Consider the following 14,679-nt stretch of genomic DNA (forward strand, 5'->3'; position numbering starts at 1 on the left):
AAGCTCCCGGCTAGCCGAGCAGGCGCGCGCGCTTGCGCGACACGATGGTGGGCTGGTTGGCGCTCCAGGCGAGGGGCGGCGCCACGGTTCCCAGCACGGCCGGCTGGCCGTCGAGCCGGAAGCGGCTGACGGCTTCGCCGAGCTGGGCCGCCTCCTCGTGCAGGCGGTCCGCTCCGACAGAGGCTTGCAGCACCAGCGCGCCGTTCTGGCGCGTCATGTCGTCGATGCGGGCCAGGGCGTGGTCGACTTGCTCGATTTCGCTGCGCTGCACCGCCTCGGCGGCGCTGATCTGTTCGATGATGGCGGCGGTCTGCTGCACCGAATTCACCACCTGCGTCATGGTGGCGCCGGCCGCGTTCACCAGCGCGCTGCCGGCCTCCACTTCGCGCACCGAATCGACGATCAGCTTCTTGATTTCCAGCGCGGCGGCAGCCGAGCGCTGCGCCAGGCTGCGCACTTCGCCCGCCACCACCGCGAAGCCGCGGCCCTGTTCGCCGGCGCGGGCCGCTTCCACCGCCGCGTTCAGGGCCAGGATGTTGGTCTGGAAGGCGATGCCGTCGATCACGCCGATGATGTCGCTGATCTTGTCGGAGCTGGCCCGGATGCCGGCCATGGTCTCGACCACGGCGGCCACGCTGCGCCCGCCCTGCTGGGCGATGTCGGACGCGGCCTGCACCAGCTTGCGCCCGCGTTCGGCGTGCGCGGCGTTGCGCTGCACGGTGGCCGTCAGCGCGCGCATCGAGGCCACGGTGGCCGACAGGTCGCCGGCTTGCGCTTCGGTGTGGCCGGACAGCGCGGTGTTGCCGCTGGCCAGTTCGTCGGCGCCATCGGCGATGCGGCCGGCGCCGCTGCGGATATCGTCCACCAGCATGGCCAGCGCTTGCGTCATGCCGCCGAAGGCGTTGACCAGGCCGCCGATCTCGTCGCGCGCCGGGGAGCTGATTTCCAGGGTCAGGTCGCCGGCCGCCGCCGCCTGCACGGCGCGGTTCAGCGTGCCCACGTCGCGCGAGAAAGACAGGTAGAAACCGGTGAACAGCACGGCGGCCACGGCCAGCGCGGCGGCCACGGCGCCCAGCATCAGGTTGCGGCGCAGGCGGTCGCGCGCCAGGCGTTCGGCCAGCAGCCGGTCCAGCGCCGTGGCCGACGCGGCCGCAAAGCCGTACAGCTTGCCGATCGCCTCGTGGCCGGCGGCGCTGAATTCCTTGCCGCTGGTCTGGTTGTAGGAGTTGCTCACTTCGTTCTTGTTGCGCTCCAGGAACGCCAGCGCGGCGGGAATGGCGGCCAGGTGCGGCTGCAGCGCCGCTTGCAGCTGCGGGTTGTGCAGCAAGATGGCGTCGGCCTGCGCCGGCAGGCGTTCCAGCTGGTGGCGCGCCAGCATGGCGGTGGCGTTGAGCAGCTGGTCCTCGTTGCCTTCGAACAGGCCGGTGTCGATGTAGGCGGCGCCGCGCGCGGCGATCACGGACAGGTCCTCGGCCACTTCCGGCAGCGTCTTCTGGAACGCGGCCACCAGGTAGTGGGTTTGCACTTCCGGGTCCAGGCTCAGGCTGGAGCGGTCCGCCACCAGCGCGCTCAGTTTGGCCAGCCTGGCCAGCAGCGCACCGTGCAGCGCCAGGCTGTCCCTGGCGTCCGATGCCGGCTGGCGTTCGGCCAGCGCTTGCCATGCTTGCCGCACCGCCGTCCACGCCGGCAGCCCGGCCAGGCCGGCCGCGGCGGGCCGGCTGTCCAGCTGCCAGCTGTCCAGGCGTTTCAGGCGCGCCTCGATATCGGCGCGCAGCGCGGCGCCGTCGAGCGGCTGGCGCGCTGCCAGGCGCAGGCGCTCCAGCGCACGGTGCTGCTGGGCCAGCCGGCTCACTTGCTGCAGTTGCCCGATATAAGCCACGCCCAGCTGCTCGCGCTCGCTCACCTCCAGCGATTTGTGCAATTCATGCATGAGCAGCGTGGTCACCAGCAGCAGCGGCAGCAGGAACACCAGCGACACCAGCAGGAATTTGGGGAACAGGCGCAGGCGCTGCATCAGCGCGATGACCGGGCGGAATAGGGTATTCATCAATGTTTCGAGCCATAAAATTGCCATGACGCAATGGTGCCTGCCGAATGTGACCGCAGCGTGAATAAATTTGGGCACTTTGTGACTATTTGAGAGATTTTCCGACGCGAAACGTGCCATTCTTGGTAGAATTTTCCATGTGGGAATTTGAATTTCCTATGATGAAGATGTGACAAGAAGGGAGAGCCGTCATCGACGCCATGGACGCCAAGCTGTACTTCTACCTGGGAAGCACGCTGCTGCTGCTGGTGCATTGCATCAGCGCCGCGTATTTCGTCGCCTCCGGCAAGCGCAAGCCGAAGCAGGTGAAGGCCATGTGTTTCCTGTCGCTGGCCACCGCCACCTGCGTGCTGATCGCCTTGCTGTTCTTCGAAGTGTGCTTCGCCGCCAGCATGGAGCGCATCGACGCGGCCATGCTGATGGTGCCGCTGATGGTGTGCGTGGCGGGCGACGTGCTGATGTACCGCCTGTCCATCGTCAAGCCCTACACCATGACCGACGGCAGCGGCAGCCGGGTGCGCACCCGCCGCCGCAACATCGTCTGACGCCGGCCCGCCGCACGGCTGTACATCGGCCGTGCCAGCCCTTATAGTGCCTGCAGGCGCGGCCTTGACCGCGCGCAATCATGAGGCAGGCTATGCACGTACTACTGGTGGAAGATGACGCGGTGCTGGCCGACGGCCTGCAGCGCGTGCTGAGCGGCCATGGCATGGCGGTGGACGTGCTGCGCAGCGGCACCGAGGCCGACGCGCTGCTGCAGCGCGCCGGCGCGGCCTACGCCGACCATCCCGGCACGGCCGGCGAACTGGCGGTGCTGGTGCTCGACATCGGCTTGCCCGGCATCGACGGTTTCGAAGTCGTGCGCCGCCTGCGCGCGCGCGGCAGTTCCATCCCGGTGCTGCTGCTGACCGCGCGCGACGCCATCGAAGACCGCGTGCGCGGCCTGGAACTGGGCGCCGACGATTACCTGGTCAAACCTTTCGCCACGCCGGAACTGGTGGCGCGCGTGCGCGCGCTGGCGCGGCGCCATGCGCCCAAGGCGGCCGCGCTGGCCATGGGCGACCTGGCGCTGGACAGCAGCACCAAGCGCGCCCGCGTGAAAGAGCGCTACATCGAGCTGTCGGCGCGCGAGTGGGCGGTGCTGGAATACCTGCTGCAGCACGGCGGGCGGGTGGTGTCCAAGCAGCAGATCATCGACGCCATCCTGCCCTGGGGCGAGGACATGACGCAGAACGCGGTGGAAGTCTATATTTCCCGCCTGCGGCTGAAGATCGCCGACGCCGGCGTCTCGATCCGCACCATACGCGGCTTCGGCTACATGCTGGAGCTGGCGCCGCATGCCTAGCATCCGGCTGCGCCTGCTGAAGTGGCTGATCGCGCCCATCCTGCTGATCAACCTGGCGGGCGGCGCACTGACCTATATGCTGGCCTGGCTGCCGGCGCAAACCGCTTTCGACCAGAGCCTGTCCGACGCCGCCGGCGCGCTGGGCGCGCGCCTGTCGGCAGCCAACGGCGCCTGGCGCATCGACCTGCCGCCGCAGGCGGAGCAGGTGCTGCGCAACGGCGACGCCGACGCGGTGTATTTCGTGGTGCGCGACAGCGCAGGGCGGGTGGTGGCGGGGGACGCGGACTTTCCTGCGCTGCGCCAGGCCGGCGGCGCCGCGCTGGCCTACGACGGCGCCATGCGCGGCGAGGCGGTGCGCGTGGGCACCTTGCGCGTGGCCGCCGCCGGCGGCGCAGCCGCGCCGGCCTATGTCGGCGTGGCGCGCACGCTGCGCCAGCGCACCCAGGTGCGGCAGGCGATTTTCCGCGCGCTGGTGCTGCTGGACGGCCTGTTCACGCTGGCGTGCGTGGGCTTGATCTGGTTTTCCGTGACCAACGGCCTGCGCCCGCTGGACCGCATGCGCGCCGGCCTGAACGCGCGCGCCGGCGACCAGCTGGCGCCGATCCAGCAGGAGGACGTGCCCTATGAGCTGGCGCCCGTGGTGCATGCCTTCAACGGCCTGCTGGCCCGCGTCAGCGAAGGCGCGCAGGCGCAGCAGGACTTCCTTGCCAATGTGGCGCACCAGTTGCGCACCCCGCTGGCCGGCCTGCAGACCCAGCTTGAATGGCTGGGCAACCGCCACGCCGAGCCGGATACCGCGCATTCGATCCGCCTGATGCAGCTGTCGACCGAACGCATGATACGGCAGACCAACCAGCTGCTGGCGCTGGCGCGCGCCGAACCCAGCCATTTCGAGAAGACCCGGCTGGAACCGCTGGCGCTGGACGCGCTGGTGGAGGAGACGGTGCAGCACTTCGTCGAGCAGGCGGCGCGCAAGGCGATCGACATCGGCTTCGAGCTGCAGCACGCCAGCGTGCTGGGCGACCGCTTCCTGCTGCGCGACCTGATCGACAACCTGGTCGACAACGCCATCCGCTACACGCCGGCGCACGGCACGGTGACGGTGCGCTGCCGGCCGGGGGAGGAGGGCGGCGGCGCGCTGACCGGCGGCACGGTGCTGGAAGTGGAGGATTCCGGGCCCGGCATCGCCCCGGCGCTGCGCGAGGCGGTGTTCCGGCGCTATGTGCGGCTGGACGACACGATAGCCGGCAGCGGGCTGGGCCTGGCCATCGTGCGCGACATCGCGGCCGCGCATGGCGCCCGCATCGCCGTCGCCAGCCCGGCGGGCGGGCAGGGGGCGCTGTTTTCGGTGCGTTTCCCGGTGCACCAGCTGCGCCCGTGACGGCGCGCGAGTGCGCTACTGTGCACTTGTCAGGGTTTTGTCAGTATTTCTTCAGGGAAATGCAAGCTAGGGACGCTACCATGCTGTCATGACGTACGACAACATAACCGGGAGCGCACCAGAATGAAACGCACGCACAAGGGCTTTACGCTGATCGAAGTCATGATCGCCGTGGCGGTGGTTGGCATCCTGGCTGCGGTGGCCCTGCCGGCCTACACCAAGTACGTGACCCGGGCCCGGCTGACCGAGGCGTTCACCTCGCTGGGCGGGGCCCAGCCGGCCGCCGAGCAGTTCTGGGCCAACACCCGCAGCTACGAGGGCTTTGGCGACGCCGCCACCTTCCCCGGCTCCACCGCCAATTTCGACTATTCGCTGTCCAGCGCGTCGGCCTCGGCCTACGTCATCACGGCCACCGGCAAGGGCAAGGCGGCCGGCTTTTCCTACACGGTGGACCAGAACGGCGGCCGCGCCACGACCGCCACCCCGGAGTGGGGCACCAGCAGCAACTGCTGGGTAGACCGGGCGGGCGGCTTATGCAGCAATTGACACGCCCCCGGCCGCGTCCTGCTGCGCGCCAGCGCGGCACCACGCTGATCGAGCTGATGGTGGGCCTGGTGATCCTGGCGGTGCTGGCGGCGGTCGGCATCCCCAGCATGGTTAACTGGATCAGCGGCAACAAGGTGATCTCGGCCGGCGAATTTTATGCCGAAGGCTTCGCCATGGCGCGCCGCCAGGCGGTGCTGCACAACGCCGCCAGCCGCATCGTGCTGACGCCGAACCTGAACAACGGCCAGATGGACTGGCAGGTCGACCTGTGCTTCCCGGCGCCGGGCGTGCCCTGCTCGGCAAGCAGCGGCACCTGGTCCACCACCACCGAGGTGGCGCCGCTCGACCCGGAAGGCGCGAACGGCTACAAATCGGTGCTGCGCCCGGCCGACGCGCTGCCGCAGAGCGACTTGCTGGCGCCGCGGCTGGAACCGGAAGGCGCCTCGGCCGTGTATTTCACGTCGCTGGGCTGGGTCGACACCGGCTACGCCGACCGCCTGAGCCGCATCCGCCTCGATCCGGCCGGGCAAAACGCCGGCATCCCGCCGGTGGCGGTGGCCGTGTCGCTGGCCGGCCTGGCCATCAAATGCAACCCCTTGCTGAGCGCGCCGGATTCGCGCGCCTGCCCACCGTGAGCCCGCCATGAGACTGCACCGCCCCCCTGGCCCTGCCTCCGGCCGCCTGTGCCGGCCCGCCACCCGGCCCGCCATCCGGTCCACCAGCCCGGCCCGGCGCCTGTCCCGGCCGCAGCGCCAGCGCGGCGTGGCCATGCTGGAAGCGCTGATCGCCATCGTGATCCTGGCCATCGGCCTGCTCGGCACGGTGGGCTTGCAGGCGCGTTCCTATTCGGCGCTGTCGGACGCGAGCATGCGCGCCGAGGCCACCATCGCCGGCGAGCGGCTGTTCGGCATCATGAGCAACGACCTGCCCAACCTGGCCAACTACGCGCTGGCCGAGAACGCCACCCCCGGCGCCGCCGTGGCGCCCTGGCTGGCCGACACCAAGGCGCAGATCCCGGGCGCCATCGTATCGGTCCAGCTGGCGCAGCAGAACACCACCACCACCATGGTCGTGATCAGCATCCGCTGGACACGCAAGACCGGCGCGGCCGAAAACCGCCACGTGCTGACCTCCTACATTGCGAGGGCCACCTGATGCGCCCGCACACGCCCTCCCACGCCGCGCGCGGCTTTTCCATCGTGGAACTGATGGTGGCCGTCACGGTCGGCATGCTGGCCATCATGTTCGCCACCCGCCTGATCGTCAATTCCGAGCAGAACAAGGCGGTGTCGCTGGGCGGTTCGGACCAGATGCAGAACGGCATGCTGGCCCTGTTTTCCATCAGCGAGGACGCCGCCCAGGCCGGCTGGGGCATGAACGACGACCTGATTGCCGGCTGCAACACCGTGTTCAGCGACACCGCCGGCTACGCCTTGCTGGCGGCGGACCGGGGCGGGGTGGCCATCACGCCGCTGGCGGCGGTGGTAATCCGCAACAACGCCAACGGCTCGGACGAACTCAGCCTGAATAGCGGCAGCTCGCCGTCCGGCGTCGGCTCGGTGCGGGTCAGCGCGGCCTACGCCGGCGCCGACACCCTCAGCATCTCGACCGCCGCGCCGTTCGGTTTCGCCAGCGGCGACGCCGTCATCGTGGTGCCCGAGCCGCGCGGCGGCGACTGCGCGCTGGCGCAGCTGACGGCCGATCCGCTCGCCACCACGCTGACCTTCAGCGCGGTGAACGAGGCGCGCTACAACCGCAACGGTCTCGGCGCGGCGTTCGGCGCCAACGTGGCGCGGGTCTACAACCTGGGGCCGGCGCGCAACCTGGCGCTGCATACCTGGTCGGTGCAGAACAGCGTGCTGATGCTGCGCGCCGCCAACCTGGCCGGCGCCATTGCGGCACGCTCGACGGTGGTGGAGGGCATCGTGGCCCTCAAGGCGCAGTACGGTTTTGCCACCGGCGCCTTCAATCCGGCCGCCGGGCTGCAGGTGGCGCAGTGGTCGAACACCATGATCAATGCCGACGGCGACGCCGTGACCGGCAGCGCCGGCGATTTCCAGCGCGTCGCGGCGGTGCGCGTGGCGGTGGTGGCGCGCAGCAAGATGCCGGAAAAACCGTCCGCCACCAGCGGCCAGTGCAGCGCCACCACCGCCAAGCCGGTGGTGTTCGCCGCCGCCAGCCCGGCCAGCGTGGCGGCCGTGCCGGTGACGGTGGAAGTGGCGCAGGCCGGCGACAGCGTGGACTGGAAGTGCTACCGCTACCGCGTGTTTGAAACCATCATCCCTATCCGCAACGCGGGCTGGAGGCCAACGTGAGCACCTTGAACCGACCGCAACGCGGCATCGCGCTGCCGGTCATGCTGATCATGCTGGCCGTGATGATGCTCAGCAGCATATACCTGCTGCGCTCGACCAATTCGACCACCATGACCACCAGCAACCTGGCGTACGACTCCGCGCTGGCCAAGGCCGCCGACCTGGGCCTGCACACGGCGTTCCAGTTCCTGGCCACCCAGCCCAAGGCCGCCCTGGTGGCCGATATTCCTGCGGCCGGCTACGTGGCCAGCATGGCGCCCAACCGGGGCGTGAACCATCCGGACTTCTGGACCGGCTCCACCACGGTGCGCGACGGCGCCAACAACACGGTGCAGTACATCATCCACCGCATGTGCATGCTGCCGGGCGCCTACAACGCCTCGGCGCCGGCCAACAACTGCACGCTGACGGCGGCCAAGCAGGCCGTGGCCAGTTCCACCGGCCTGGGCGACAGCCTGTCGACCGACCGTTCCGAGTATGCCGACATGCCCGAGCTGCACTATGTGGTCACGGCGCGCATCTATGGCGCGCGCGGCGGCAACGTGGTGACGCAGTCCGTGGTGATGATGGGCCCGTGAGGCCTCTTTAAGAGTAGATTGCAGCGATAGGACCGCATATGAACAAGCAAATTTCCAGGCGGGCCGCGCGCCACGCCATCGGGCTGGCATGCGCGCTGGCCATCCTGGCTCCGGCCGCCTGGGCCGGCACCACGCAGATCGCGCAGGTGCCGCTGCTGAACATTGCCGGCACCGGCACCGTCAAGCCCAACCTGATGCTGTTGTTCGACAATTCCGGCTCGATGGAGCAGCACTACACGCCGGACTATGTGAACGACAACCTGTGCCGCTCCACCGCCAAGCTGTCGAGCGGCACCACGGCCTGCAACGTCGGCCACCCGCCTTTCATGGCGGCCGACTTCAACCGCCAGTACTACAACCCCAAGATCCGCTACCAGCCGCCGATCAAGGCCGACGGCACCTATTACAATGAACAGACCTCGGCCAACACCACCGGCTGGACCCGGGTCGTCAGCGACGGCTTCGGCGTCTACAACCGCAACCTGTACGCCGCCAGCGACACCGAGATCAACCTGCTGACCGAGTTTCCCGACCTGCAGTGGTGCGACCCGGACAACACCGGCGACTGCCGCGTCAACAGCGCCACCTACACCTACCCGAACAACACCTACCGCAGCGCGTCGGCCGTGTCGACCAGCCCGTACTACTACAACATCGGCGTGGCGGAGTTCTGCACCGACGAGAGCATGACCAACTGCCGCTCCACGGCGGCCGGCGCCACCGCGCCGTCCGGCTATCCGGTGCCGGTGAAGGTGCGCTGGTGCCGGGAGACCACGCTGATCAACTGCCAGGCCAAGCGCGTCGGCAACTTCATCTACCCGCGCTATTCGACCGCCAGCGGCGGCGTGGCCGCTTTCGGCACGATCGCCATCGGCGCCTCGTCCAGCAGCGCCTCGATGACCATCAGCAGCGTCACGATACCGGACCCGAGCACCGCGCGCACCATCACCAGCGGTGCGGTGACGGCGCCCAACGGCACCAATACGGCGCTCAAGCAGCAAACCATGGCCAGCGCACTGGCGGCCAGCATCATCGCCCGGACCGGCCTGACCAACCAGTACTTTGCCTGCGTCAGGACGCCGATCGGCCAGACCACCGTGCCGGCCTGCTCGAGCTATGGCATCACGCTGTCGGCCGAGAACGTGGTGGCGGTGATCGCCGTGGTGTGCAGCGGCACCAAGTCGCAGGCCAGCTGCATCCCGATCGCCGACAACAGCCGCGCCGGCTGGGGCATTACCGTCAACGCGCCCAGCGTGACGGTGACGGCGGCCGTGACGCGCGTCTCGCCCACCGCCTCGGTCACCGTGTCGGGCACCACCGCCAACTCCGGCACCCCCCGGCTGTCCAGCCTGAGCTGGGGCGGCACCACGCTGGTGAGCGACCTGTCGCTGGGCCGCAACCGCAGCGCCGCCCAGATCACCGCCAGCATCATTGCCGACATCGGCACCAGCGGCACCATCCGCGCCTACGCGGCCGGCAACAGCGTCACGCCCGCCTGCGCGGCGCTGAGCGGCAATACGCGCTTCTGCCTGGTCGACACGGCCGCCACCGGCAACTCCAACACACCCTCGGTGGGCACCGTCAGCGGCGGCGGCGTCAGCTTCAGCACCACCGCCGGCGGCGGCTACGTGCCGGCCGCCAGCGCCGTCACCGATGCCATCCCGACCACCACCGCCGCCATTTCGTCGGGCACCGAACCGCCCAGCACCTTTGTGCGCGTCAACATTACCAGCGGCAATACCTATCCCAAGTCGGCGGACCGGGTGGACTGCGCCGGCGCCACCTGCACCTACGACGAGGAAATGACCAACTTCGCCAACTGGTACAGCTACTACAAGAGCCGGCTGCAGATGATGAAGACCTCGGTCGGCATCGCGTTCGCCGCCCTCAACAGCAATTACCGCGCCGGTTTCGTGCGCCTGTCGCAGTCCGCCGCCGGCGGCGCCATCGACATGAAGCCGGCCGATTTTTCCGGCAGCGCGCGCACCACCTGGTACAGCACCCTGTACGGCACCACCACCAGCGGCTCGACCCCGATCCGCGCGGCGATGGACAACGTGGGCCGCATGTACGCCAACCTCAGCCCTTACGAATACGCGGCCGGCCAGGAAGTGGTGCAGTTCCCCTGCCAGCCCAATTTCCTGATCTTGACCACGGACGGCTACTGGAACGGCAGCACCACCGCCAATGTGGTCAACAACGACAATGTGGAAAGCCCGTCGCGCTTTTGCACCCAGGCGCGCGGCTGCGTCGACCGCCGCGAACAGGCCCAGCCGTCGATCTCGGACGTCGCGCTGCACTGGTATAACGGCGGCTCGAGCACCGGCACCGTGTCGCTGCGGCCGTCGCTGGAACCGGACATGACCAAGCCCGGCCAGGTGCCGGCCGCCGGCGGCGAAAACACCCACCTGCATATGAACACCTACACGCTGGGCCTGGGCATGGATGGCGTGATGACCTATGAGCCGAACTACGACACCGCGCCCCGGCCGGGCGGCGATTTCTACAACCTGATCACGGGCGCCGCCTCCGGCTGCCCGTGGAACAACAACGGCGCCTATGTATGGCCGGATCCGCAGACCAGCAGCACCGCCAGCACCGTGCAGGAGCGGGTGGACGACCTGTGGCACGCGGCCATTGCCGGCCACGGCAAGTACTTCAGCGCCAACGAACCGAAGGAAGTGGTGCAGGGCCTGGCCTCGGCGCTGGCCAATATGCAGGTGTCGGTGGGCGCGGCGGCTGCCGCGGCCACGTCCACGCCGAACATTTCGCTGCAGGACAACGACATCTTCTCGGATACCTTCACCACCGTGAAATGGTACGGCGAACTGTCGGACAAGAAGATCGACCCGGCCACCGGCATCGTCGGCACCACTCCGGTGTGGATCAGCTCGGACACCGTGGGCCCGCAAGCCATCGCCGGCACCGGCGGCACGCCAGCCACCTCGGGCGGACGCACCATCTACATGCTGGACCCGGCCGGCACCACCACGCTGACCGAGTTCCGCTATGCCAACATGGGCGGCTCGGCGCTGATGCAGGGCTGGTTCAGCAACAAATGCCTGGCGCTGGCACAGTGCACCCTGCTGTCCACGGCCGACCGCGCCATCGTCAACAGCGGCGCCAACCTGGTCAACTGGCTGCGCGGCGAGCAAACCTATGCCAACGACGAGATCTTCCGCGCCTACAGCCTGACCGGCCACACGCCGGCCGGCCAGGCGGGCCCGGTGCCCATCGTGCTGGGCGACATCGCCTCGTCCAAGCCGGCCTACCTGCGCGAACCGCGCAAGGGCTACACCTCGGCCAGCTATGCCGCTTACCGCGCCAAGTGGACCGCCGAGCGCGTGCCGACCGTGTTTACCGCCGCCAACGACGGCATGCTGCACGCCTTCCGCGCCTCGGACGGGCATGAACTGTGGGCCTATGTGCCGCGCATCACCATGAAGAAACTGCACGCGCTGGCCAGCACCACCTACGGCACCAATCACCAGTTCACCACCGACGGCTCGCCGGAAGTGGCGGACGTGGAAATTGGCGGCGCGTGGAAGACCGTGCTGGTGGCCGGCCTGAACGGCGGCGGGCGCGGCTATTACGCGCTGGACGTGACCGATCCGACCGCGCCGCGCGCGCTGTGGGAAGCCTGCGCCGACAGCACCGTCTGCGCCAACGCCGACCCCGACCTGGGCCTGAGCTTCGGCAACCCGCAGTTCGGCACCTGGCGCGGGCAGTGGGTGGTGTTCGTCAGCTCCGGCTACAACAACGTGCCGGGCACCGACGGCGTGGCCGGCGGCAGCGGCAGGGGCATCCTGTTCATCATCGACGTGGCCACCGGCGTCATCCTGCAGAAGATCGACACCGGCTCGGGCAACACCAGCACGCCGTCGGGGCTGGCCAAGATCACCGCCATCACCAACAATCCGGCCACCGATCCGGCCGTGACCTATGTGTACGGCGGCGACAACCAGGGCCAGCTGTGGCGCTTCGACGTCAACGCGCTGACCAAGCGCCTGATGTCGGACTCGGGGGCGCTGCAGCCCATCACCACCCGTCCGGAAGTAACCCTGTGCAAGGCCAGCCGCACCGACGAGACCACCGGCGCGGTCACCGATTTCGCCCAGCGGGTGGTGCTGTTCGGCACCGGGCGCCTGCTCGACGTGCCCGATACCGTCAATATCGACCTGCAAAGCCTGTACCTGGTGAAGGACGCCGACACCTGCACCAGTTCGCCGTGCATCCCGGCGCGCGGGGACAGCATGGTCAAGCAGACCCTGGCGCTGCAGGGATCGAGCAGCAACATCAACACCTACACCATCACCAGCAACCCGGTCAACCTGGTCACCCAGGACGGCTGGTACTTCGACTGGGCGCTGAACAACGGCGAGCGCATGAACCTGGATCCGAAAGTGGTGAGCGGGGTGGCCAACGTGGTGACCAACCTGCCGACCTCGTCCTCGTCGTGCTCGGTGGGCGGCACCAGCAATGCCTACGCGGTGGACGTGTGCAACGGCAATGCGGCGATTGGCACCATCGCCGGCAGCACGCTGTCGAACACCTCGGCGGCGGTCGGCTTCATCATCGTACGCCTGCCGAAGGGCGAGCTGAAGATGATCACCACCACCGCCAAGGGCGAAACGCTGACCCGGCCGCTGGTGGAGCTGGAATCGACCGCCGCGCACCGCGCCGGATGGCGCAGGATCAAGATCGACTAAGCAAATCGGCGAAGCAAGGATGGCCCCGGCGGGCGGCCCCGTGTAAAATAACGGGTTTTACGCGGGGCCATTGTTATGGTCGCGAACATGGCCAACGACATCGACAACAGCATTCCTGACATTCCAGACGACGCCCCGGCAGCCGGCAGCGGCAAGACGCCTGCGCTGATCGCGCGCGAAACCCAGCGCCGCCGCACCTTCGGCATCATTTCCCACCCGGATGCGGGTAAAACCACGCTGACCGAAAAACTGCTGCTGTTCTCGGGCGCGATCCAGATGGCCGGCACGGTCAAGGCGCGCAAAAGCGGCCGCCACGCCACTTCGGACTGGATGGAGATCGAGAAGCAGCGCGGCATTTCCGTGGCGTCGTCGGTGATGCAGTTCGATTTCCGCGACCACATCATCAACCTGCTCGATACCCCCGGCCACCAGGACTTCTCGGAAGACACCTACCGCGTGCTGACGGCGGTGGACTCGGCGCTGATGGTGATCGACGCCGCCAAGGGCGTGGAAGCGCAGACCATCAAGCTGCTGGACGTGTGCCGCATGCGCAATACGCCCATCGTCACCTTCATGAACAAGCTGGACCGCGAGTGCCGCGATCCGCTGGAACTGCTCGACGAGCTGGAATCGGTGCTGAAGATCCAGTGCGCGCCGGTGACCTGGCCGATCGGCATGGGCAAGAACTTCCGAGGCGTGTACCACCTGCTGAACGACGAGATCCTGCTGTTCCGCGCCGGTTCCGAGAGCGCCGACCAGGCGGTGGAAATCATCAAGGGCATCGACCATCCGCGCCTGCAGGAAATGTTCCCGCTGGAAATGGATCAGCTACGCATGGAGGTCGAGCTGGTCAAGGGCGCCTCGCACCCGTTCGACCTGGAAGCGTTCCTGGCCGGCGTGCAGACCCCGGTGTTCTTCGGTTCCGCCATCAACAACTTCGGCGTGCGCGAGATCCTGTCGGCGCTGGTCGACTGGGCCCCGGCGCCGCGCGGGCGCGACGCCACCGTGCGCGTGGTCGAGCCGACCGAGCAGCCGTTCACCGGCTTCGTGTTCAAGATCCAGGCCAATATGGACCCGGCGCACCGCGACCGCATTGCCTTCCTGCGCGTCTGCTCGGGCCGTTTCGAGCGCGGCATGAAGGTCAAGCACCTGCGCCTGGGGCGCGAGGTGAAAGTGTCGTCGGTGGTGACCTTTATGGCCTCCTCGCGCGAGCAGGTGGAAGAGGCGTACGCGGGCGACATCATCGGCCTGCCCAACCACGGCAATATGCAGATCGGCGACTCCTTCTCGGAAGGCGAACTGCTGACCTTTACCGGCATCCCGTATTTCGCGCCGGACTTCTTCCGCCAGGTGCGCATCCGCAACCCGCTGAAGATCAAGCAGCTGCACAAGGGTTTGCAGCAGCTGGGCGAGGAGGGCGCGGTACAGGTCTTCAAGCCGGTGCAGGGCGGCGAACTGGTGCTGGGCGCGGTCGGCGTGCTGCAGTTCGAGGTGGTGGCCAGCCGCTTGATGAACGAATACGGCGTGGACGCCGTGTTCGAAGGCACCAGCATCAGCAGCGCGCGCTGGGTCTCGTCGGACGACAAGAAGGCCCTGGTGGACTTCGAGGCGGCGCTGGGCCACAACGTGGCCTACGATGCGGCCGGCAATATGGCTTACCTGGCAACTTCCAGCGTCAACCTGCGCCTGACGCAGGAACGCTGGCCCAAGCTGCAGTTCCACGCCACGCGCGAGCACGCGGCCAAGCTGACCTGACGG

General features: G+C 68.3%; 11 protein-coding genes. 10 read left to right on the forward strand and 1 reads right to left on the reverse strand.

Features of this window, described 5'->3' with window-relative positions; all coding sequences use genetic code 11:
* Positions 1-10: 10 nt before the first annotated feature.
* On the reverse strand, positions 11-2,047 hold the full coding sequence (locus ASD15_RS21245; RefSeq protein WP_057157016.1) for a methyl-accepting chemotaxis protein: 2,037 nt from the start codon (positions 2,045-2,047) through the stop codon (positions 11-13).
* 200 nt (positions 2,048-2,247) lie between these two features.
* On the opposite strand from ASD15_RS21245, the gene ASD15_RS21250 reads away from it, so the two are divergent.
* The 10 genes from ASD15_RS21250 (at position 2,248) to ASD15_RS21295 (ending at position 14,676) form a co-directional block, all read left to right on the forward strand.
* Positions 2,248-2,592: a hypothetical protein gene (locus ASD15_RS21250; protein ID WP_057157017.1), complete on the forward strand. Its 345-nt coding sequence runs from the start codon at positions 2,248-2,250 to the stop codon at positions 2,590-2,592.
* Between the two features lie 92 nt (positions 2,593-2,684).
* Positions 2,685-3,392, forward strand: a complete 708-nt coding sequence (locus tag ASD15_RS21255) for a response regulator transcription factor (RefSeq protein ID WP_057157018.1) — start codon at positions 2,685-2,687, stop codon at positions 3,390-3,392.
* On the forward strand, positions 3,385-4,773 hold the full coding sequence (locus tag ASD15_RS21260) for a sensor histidine kinase (RefSeq protein ID WP_057157019.1): 1,389 nt from the start codon (positions 3,385-3,387) through the stop codon (positions 4,771-4,773). The genes ASD15_RS21255 and ASD15_RS21260 overlap by 8 nt, the downstream gene beginning before the upstream one ends.
* 123 nt (positions 4,774-4,896) lie before the next feature.
* On the forward strand, positions 4,897-5,319 hold the full coding sequence (locus ASD15_RS21265; RefSeq protein ID WP_057157020.1) for a type IV pilin protein: 423 nt from the start codon (positions 4,897-4,899) through the stop codon (positions 5,317-5,319).
* A complete protein-coding gene (locus ASD15_RS21270; RefSeq protein WP_057157021.1) occupies positions 5,307-5,954 on the forward strand; it encodes a Tfp pilus assembly protein FimT/FimU in 648 nt (215 codons plus the stop codon). The genes ASD15_RS21265 and ASD15_RS21270 overlap by 13 nt, the downstream gene beginning before the upstream one ends.
* 7 nt (positions 5,955-5,961) lie before the next feature.
* Positions 5,962-6,474: a prepilin-type N-terminal cleavage/methylation domain-containing protein gene (locus ASD15_RS21275; RefSeq protein ID WP_157201059.1), complete on the forward strand. Its 513-nt coding sequence runs from the start codon at positions 5,962-5,964 to the stop codon at positions 6,472-6,474.
* Entirely contained in the window at positions 6,474-7,634 is a 1,161-nt protein-coding gene (locus tag ASD15_RS21280; RefSeq protein WP_057157022.1) for a PilW family protein, read from the forward strand. Before ASD15_RS21275 ends, ASD15_RS21280 begins: the two co-directional genes overlap by 1 nt.
* The gene (locus ASD15_RS21285) at positions 7,631-8,212 is read left to right on the forward strand and encodes a hypothetical protein (RefSeq protein ID WP_229418288.1); all 582 of its coding nucleotides are present in this window, start codon (positions 7,631-7,633) and stop codon (positions 8,210-8,212) included. Before ASD15_RS21280 ends, ASD15_RS21285 begins: the two co-directional genes overlap by 4 nt.
* 38 nt (positions 8,213-8,250) lie before the next feature.
* Entirely contained in the window at positions 8,251-12,921 is a 4,671-nt protein-coding gene (locus ASD15_RS21290) for a PilC/PilY family type IV pilus protein (RefSeq protein WP_057157023.1), read from the forward strand.
* 87 nt (positions 12,922-13,008) lie between these two features.
* Positions 13,009-14,676 carry a peptide chain release factor 3 gene (locus ASD15_RS21295; RefSeq protein WP_057157323.1) on the forward strand — a complete coding sequence of 556 codons (1,668 nt, stop codon included), beginning with the start codon at positions 13,009-13,011 and terminating at the stop codon, positions 14,674-14,676.
* Positions 14,677-14,679: the final 3 nt, after the last annotated feature.

Source organism: Massilia sp. Root351 (assembly GCF_001425045.1).
In the GTDB taxonomy this organism is placed as follows: domain Bacteria; phylum Pseudomonadota; class Gammaproteobacteria; order Burkholderiales; family Burkholderiaceae_D; genus Rugamonas.

What these genes read in the sequence shown, in the direction of transcription:
- ASD15_RS21260 (WP_057157019.1), top strand. Translation starts at nt 3,385, where the DNA reads ATGCCTAGCATCCGGCTGCGCCTGCTGAAGTGGCTGATCGCGCCCATC.
- ASD15_RS21275 (WP_157201059.1), top strand. Translation starts at nt 5,962, where the DNA reads ATGAGACTGCACCGCCCCCCTGGCCCTGCCTCCGGCCGCCTGTGCCGG.
- ASD15_RS21280 (WP_057157022.1), top strand. Translation starts at nt 6,474, where the DNA reads ATGCGCCCGCACACGCCCTCCCACGCCGCGCGCGGCTTTTCCATCGTG.
- ASD15_RS21290 (WP_057157023.1), top strand. Translation starts at nt 8,251, where the DNA reads ATGAACAAGCAAATTTCCAGGCGGGCCGCGCGCCACGCCATCGGGCTG.
- ASD15_RS21250 (WP_057157017.1), top strand. Translation starts at nt 2,248, where the DNA reads ATGGACGCCAAGCTGTACTTCTACCTGGGAAGCACGCTGCTGCTGCTG.
- ASD15_RS21270 (WP_057157021.1), top strand. Translation starts at nt 5,307, where the DNA reads ATGCAGCAATTGACACGCCCCCGGCCGCGTCCTGCTGCGCGCCAGCGC.
- ASD15_RS21245 (WP_057157016.1), bottom strand. Translation starts at nt 2,047, where the DNA reads ATGAATACCCTATTCCGCCCGGTCATCGCGCTGATGCAGCGCCTGCGC.
- ASD15_RS21295 (WP_057157323.1), top strand. Translation starts at nt 13,009, where the DNA reads ATGGCCAACGACATCGACAACAGCATTCCTGACATTCCAGACGACGCC.
- ASD15_RS21265 (WP_057157020.1), top strand. Translation starts at nt 4,897, where the DNA reads ATGAAACGCACGCACAAGGGCTTTACGCTGATCGAAGTCATGATCGCC.
- ASD15_RS21255 (WP_057157018.1), top strand. Translation starts at nt 2,685, where the DNA reads ATGCACGTACTACTGGTGGAAGATGACGCGGTGCTGGCCGACGGCCTG.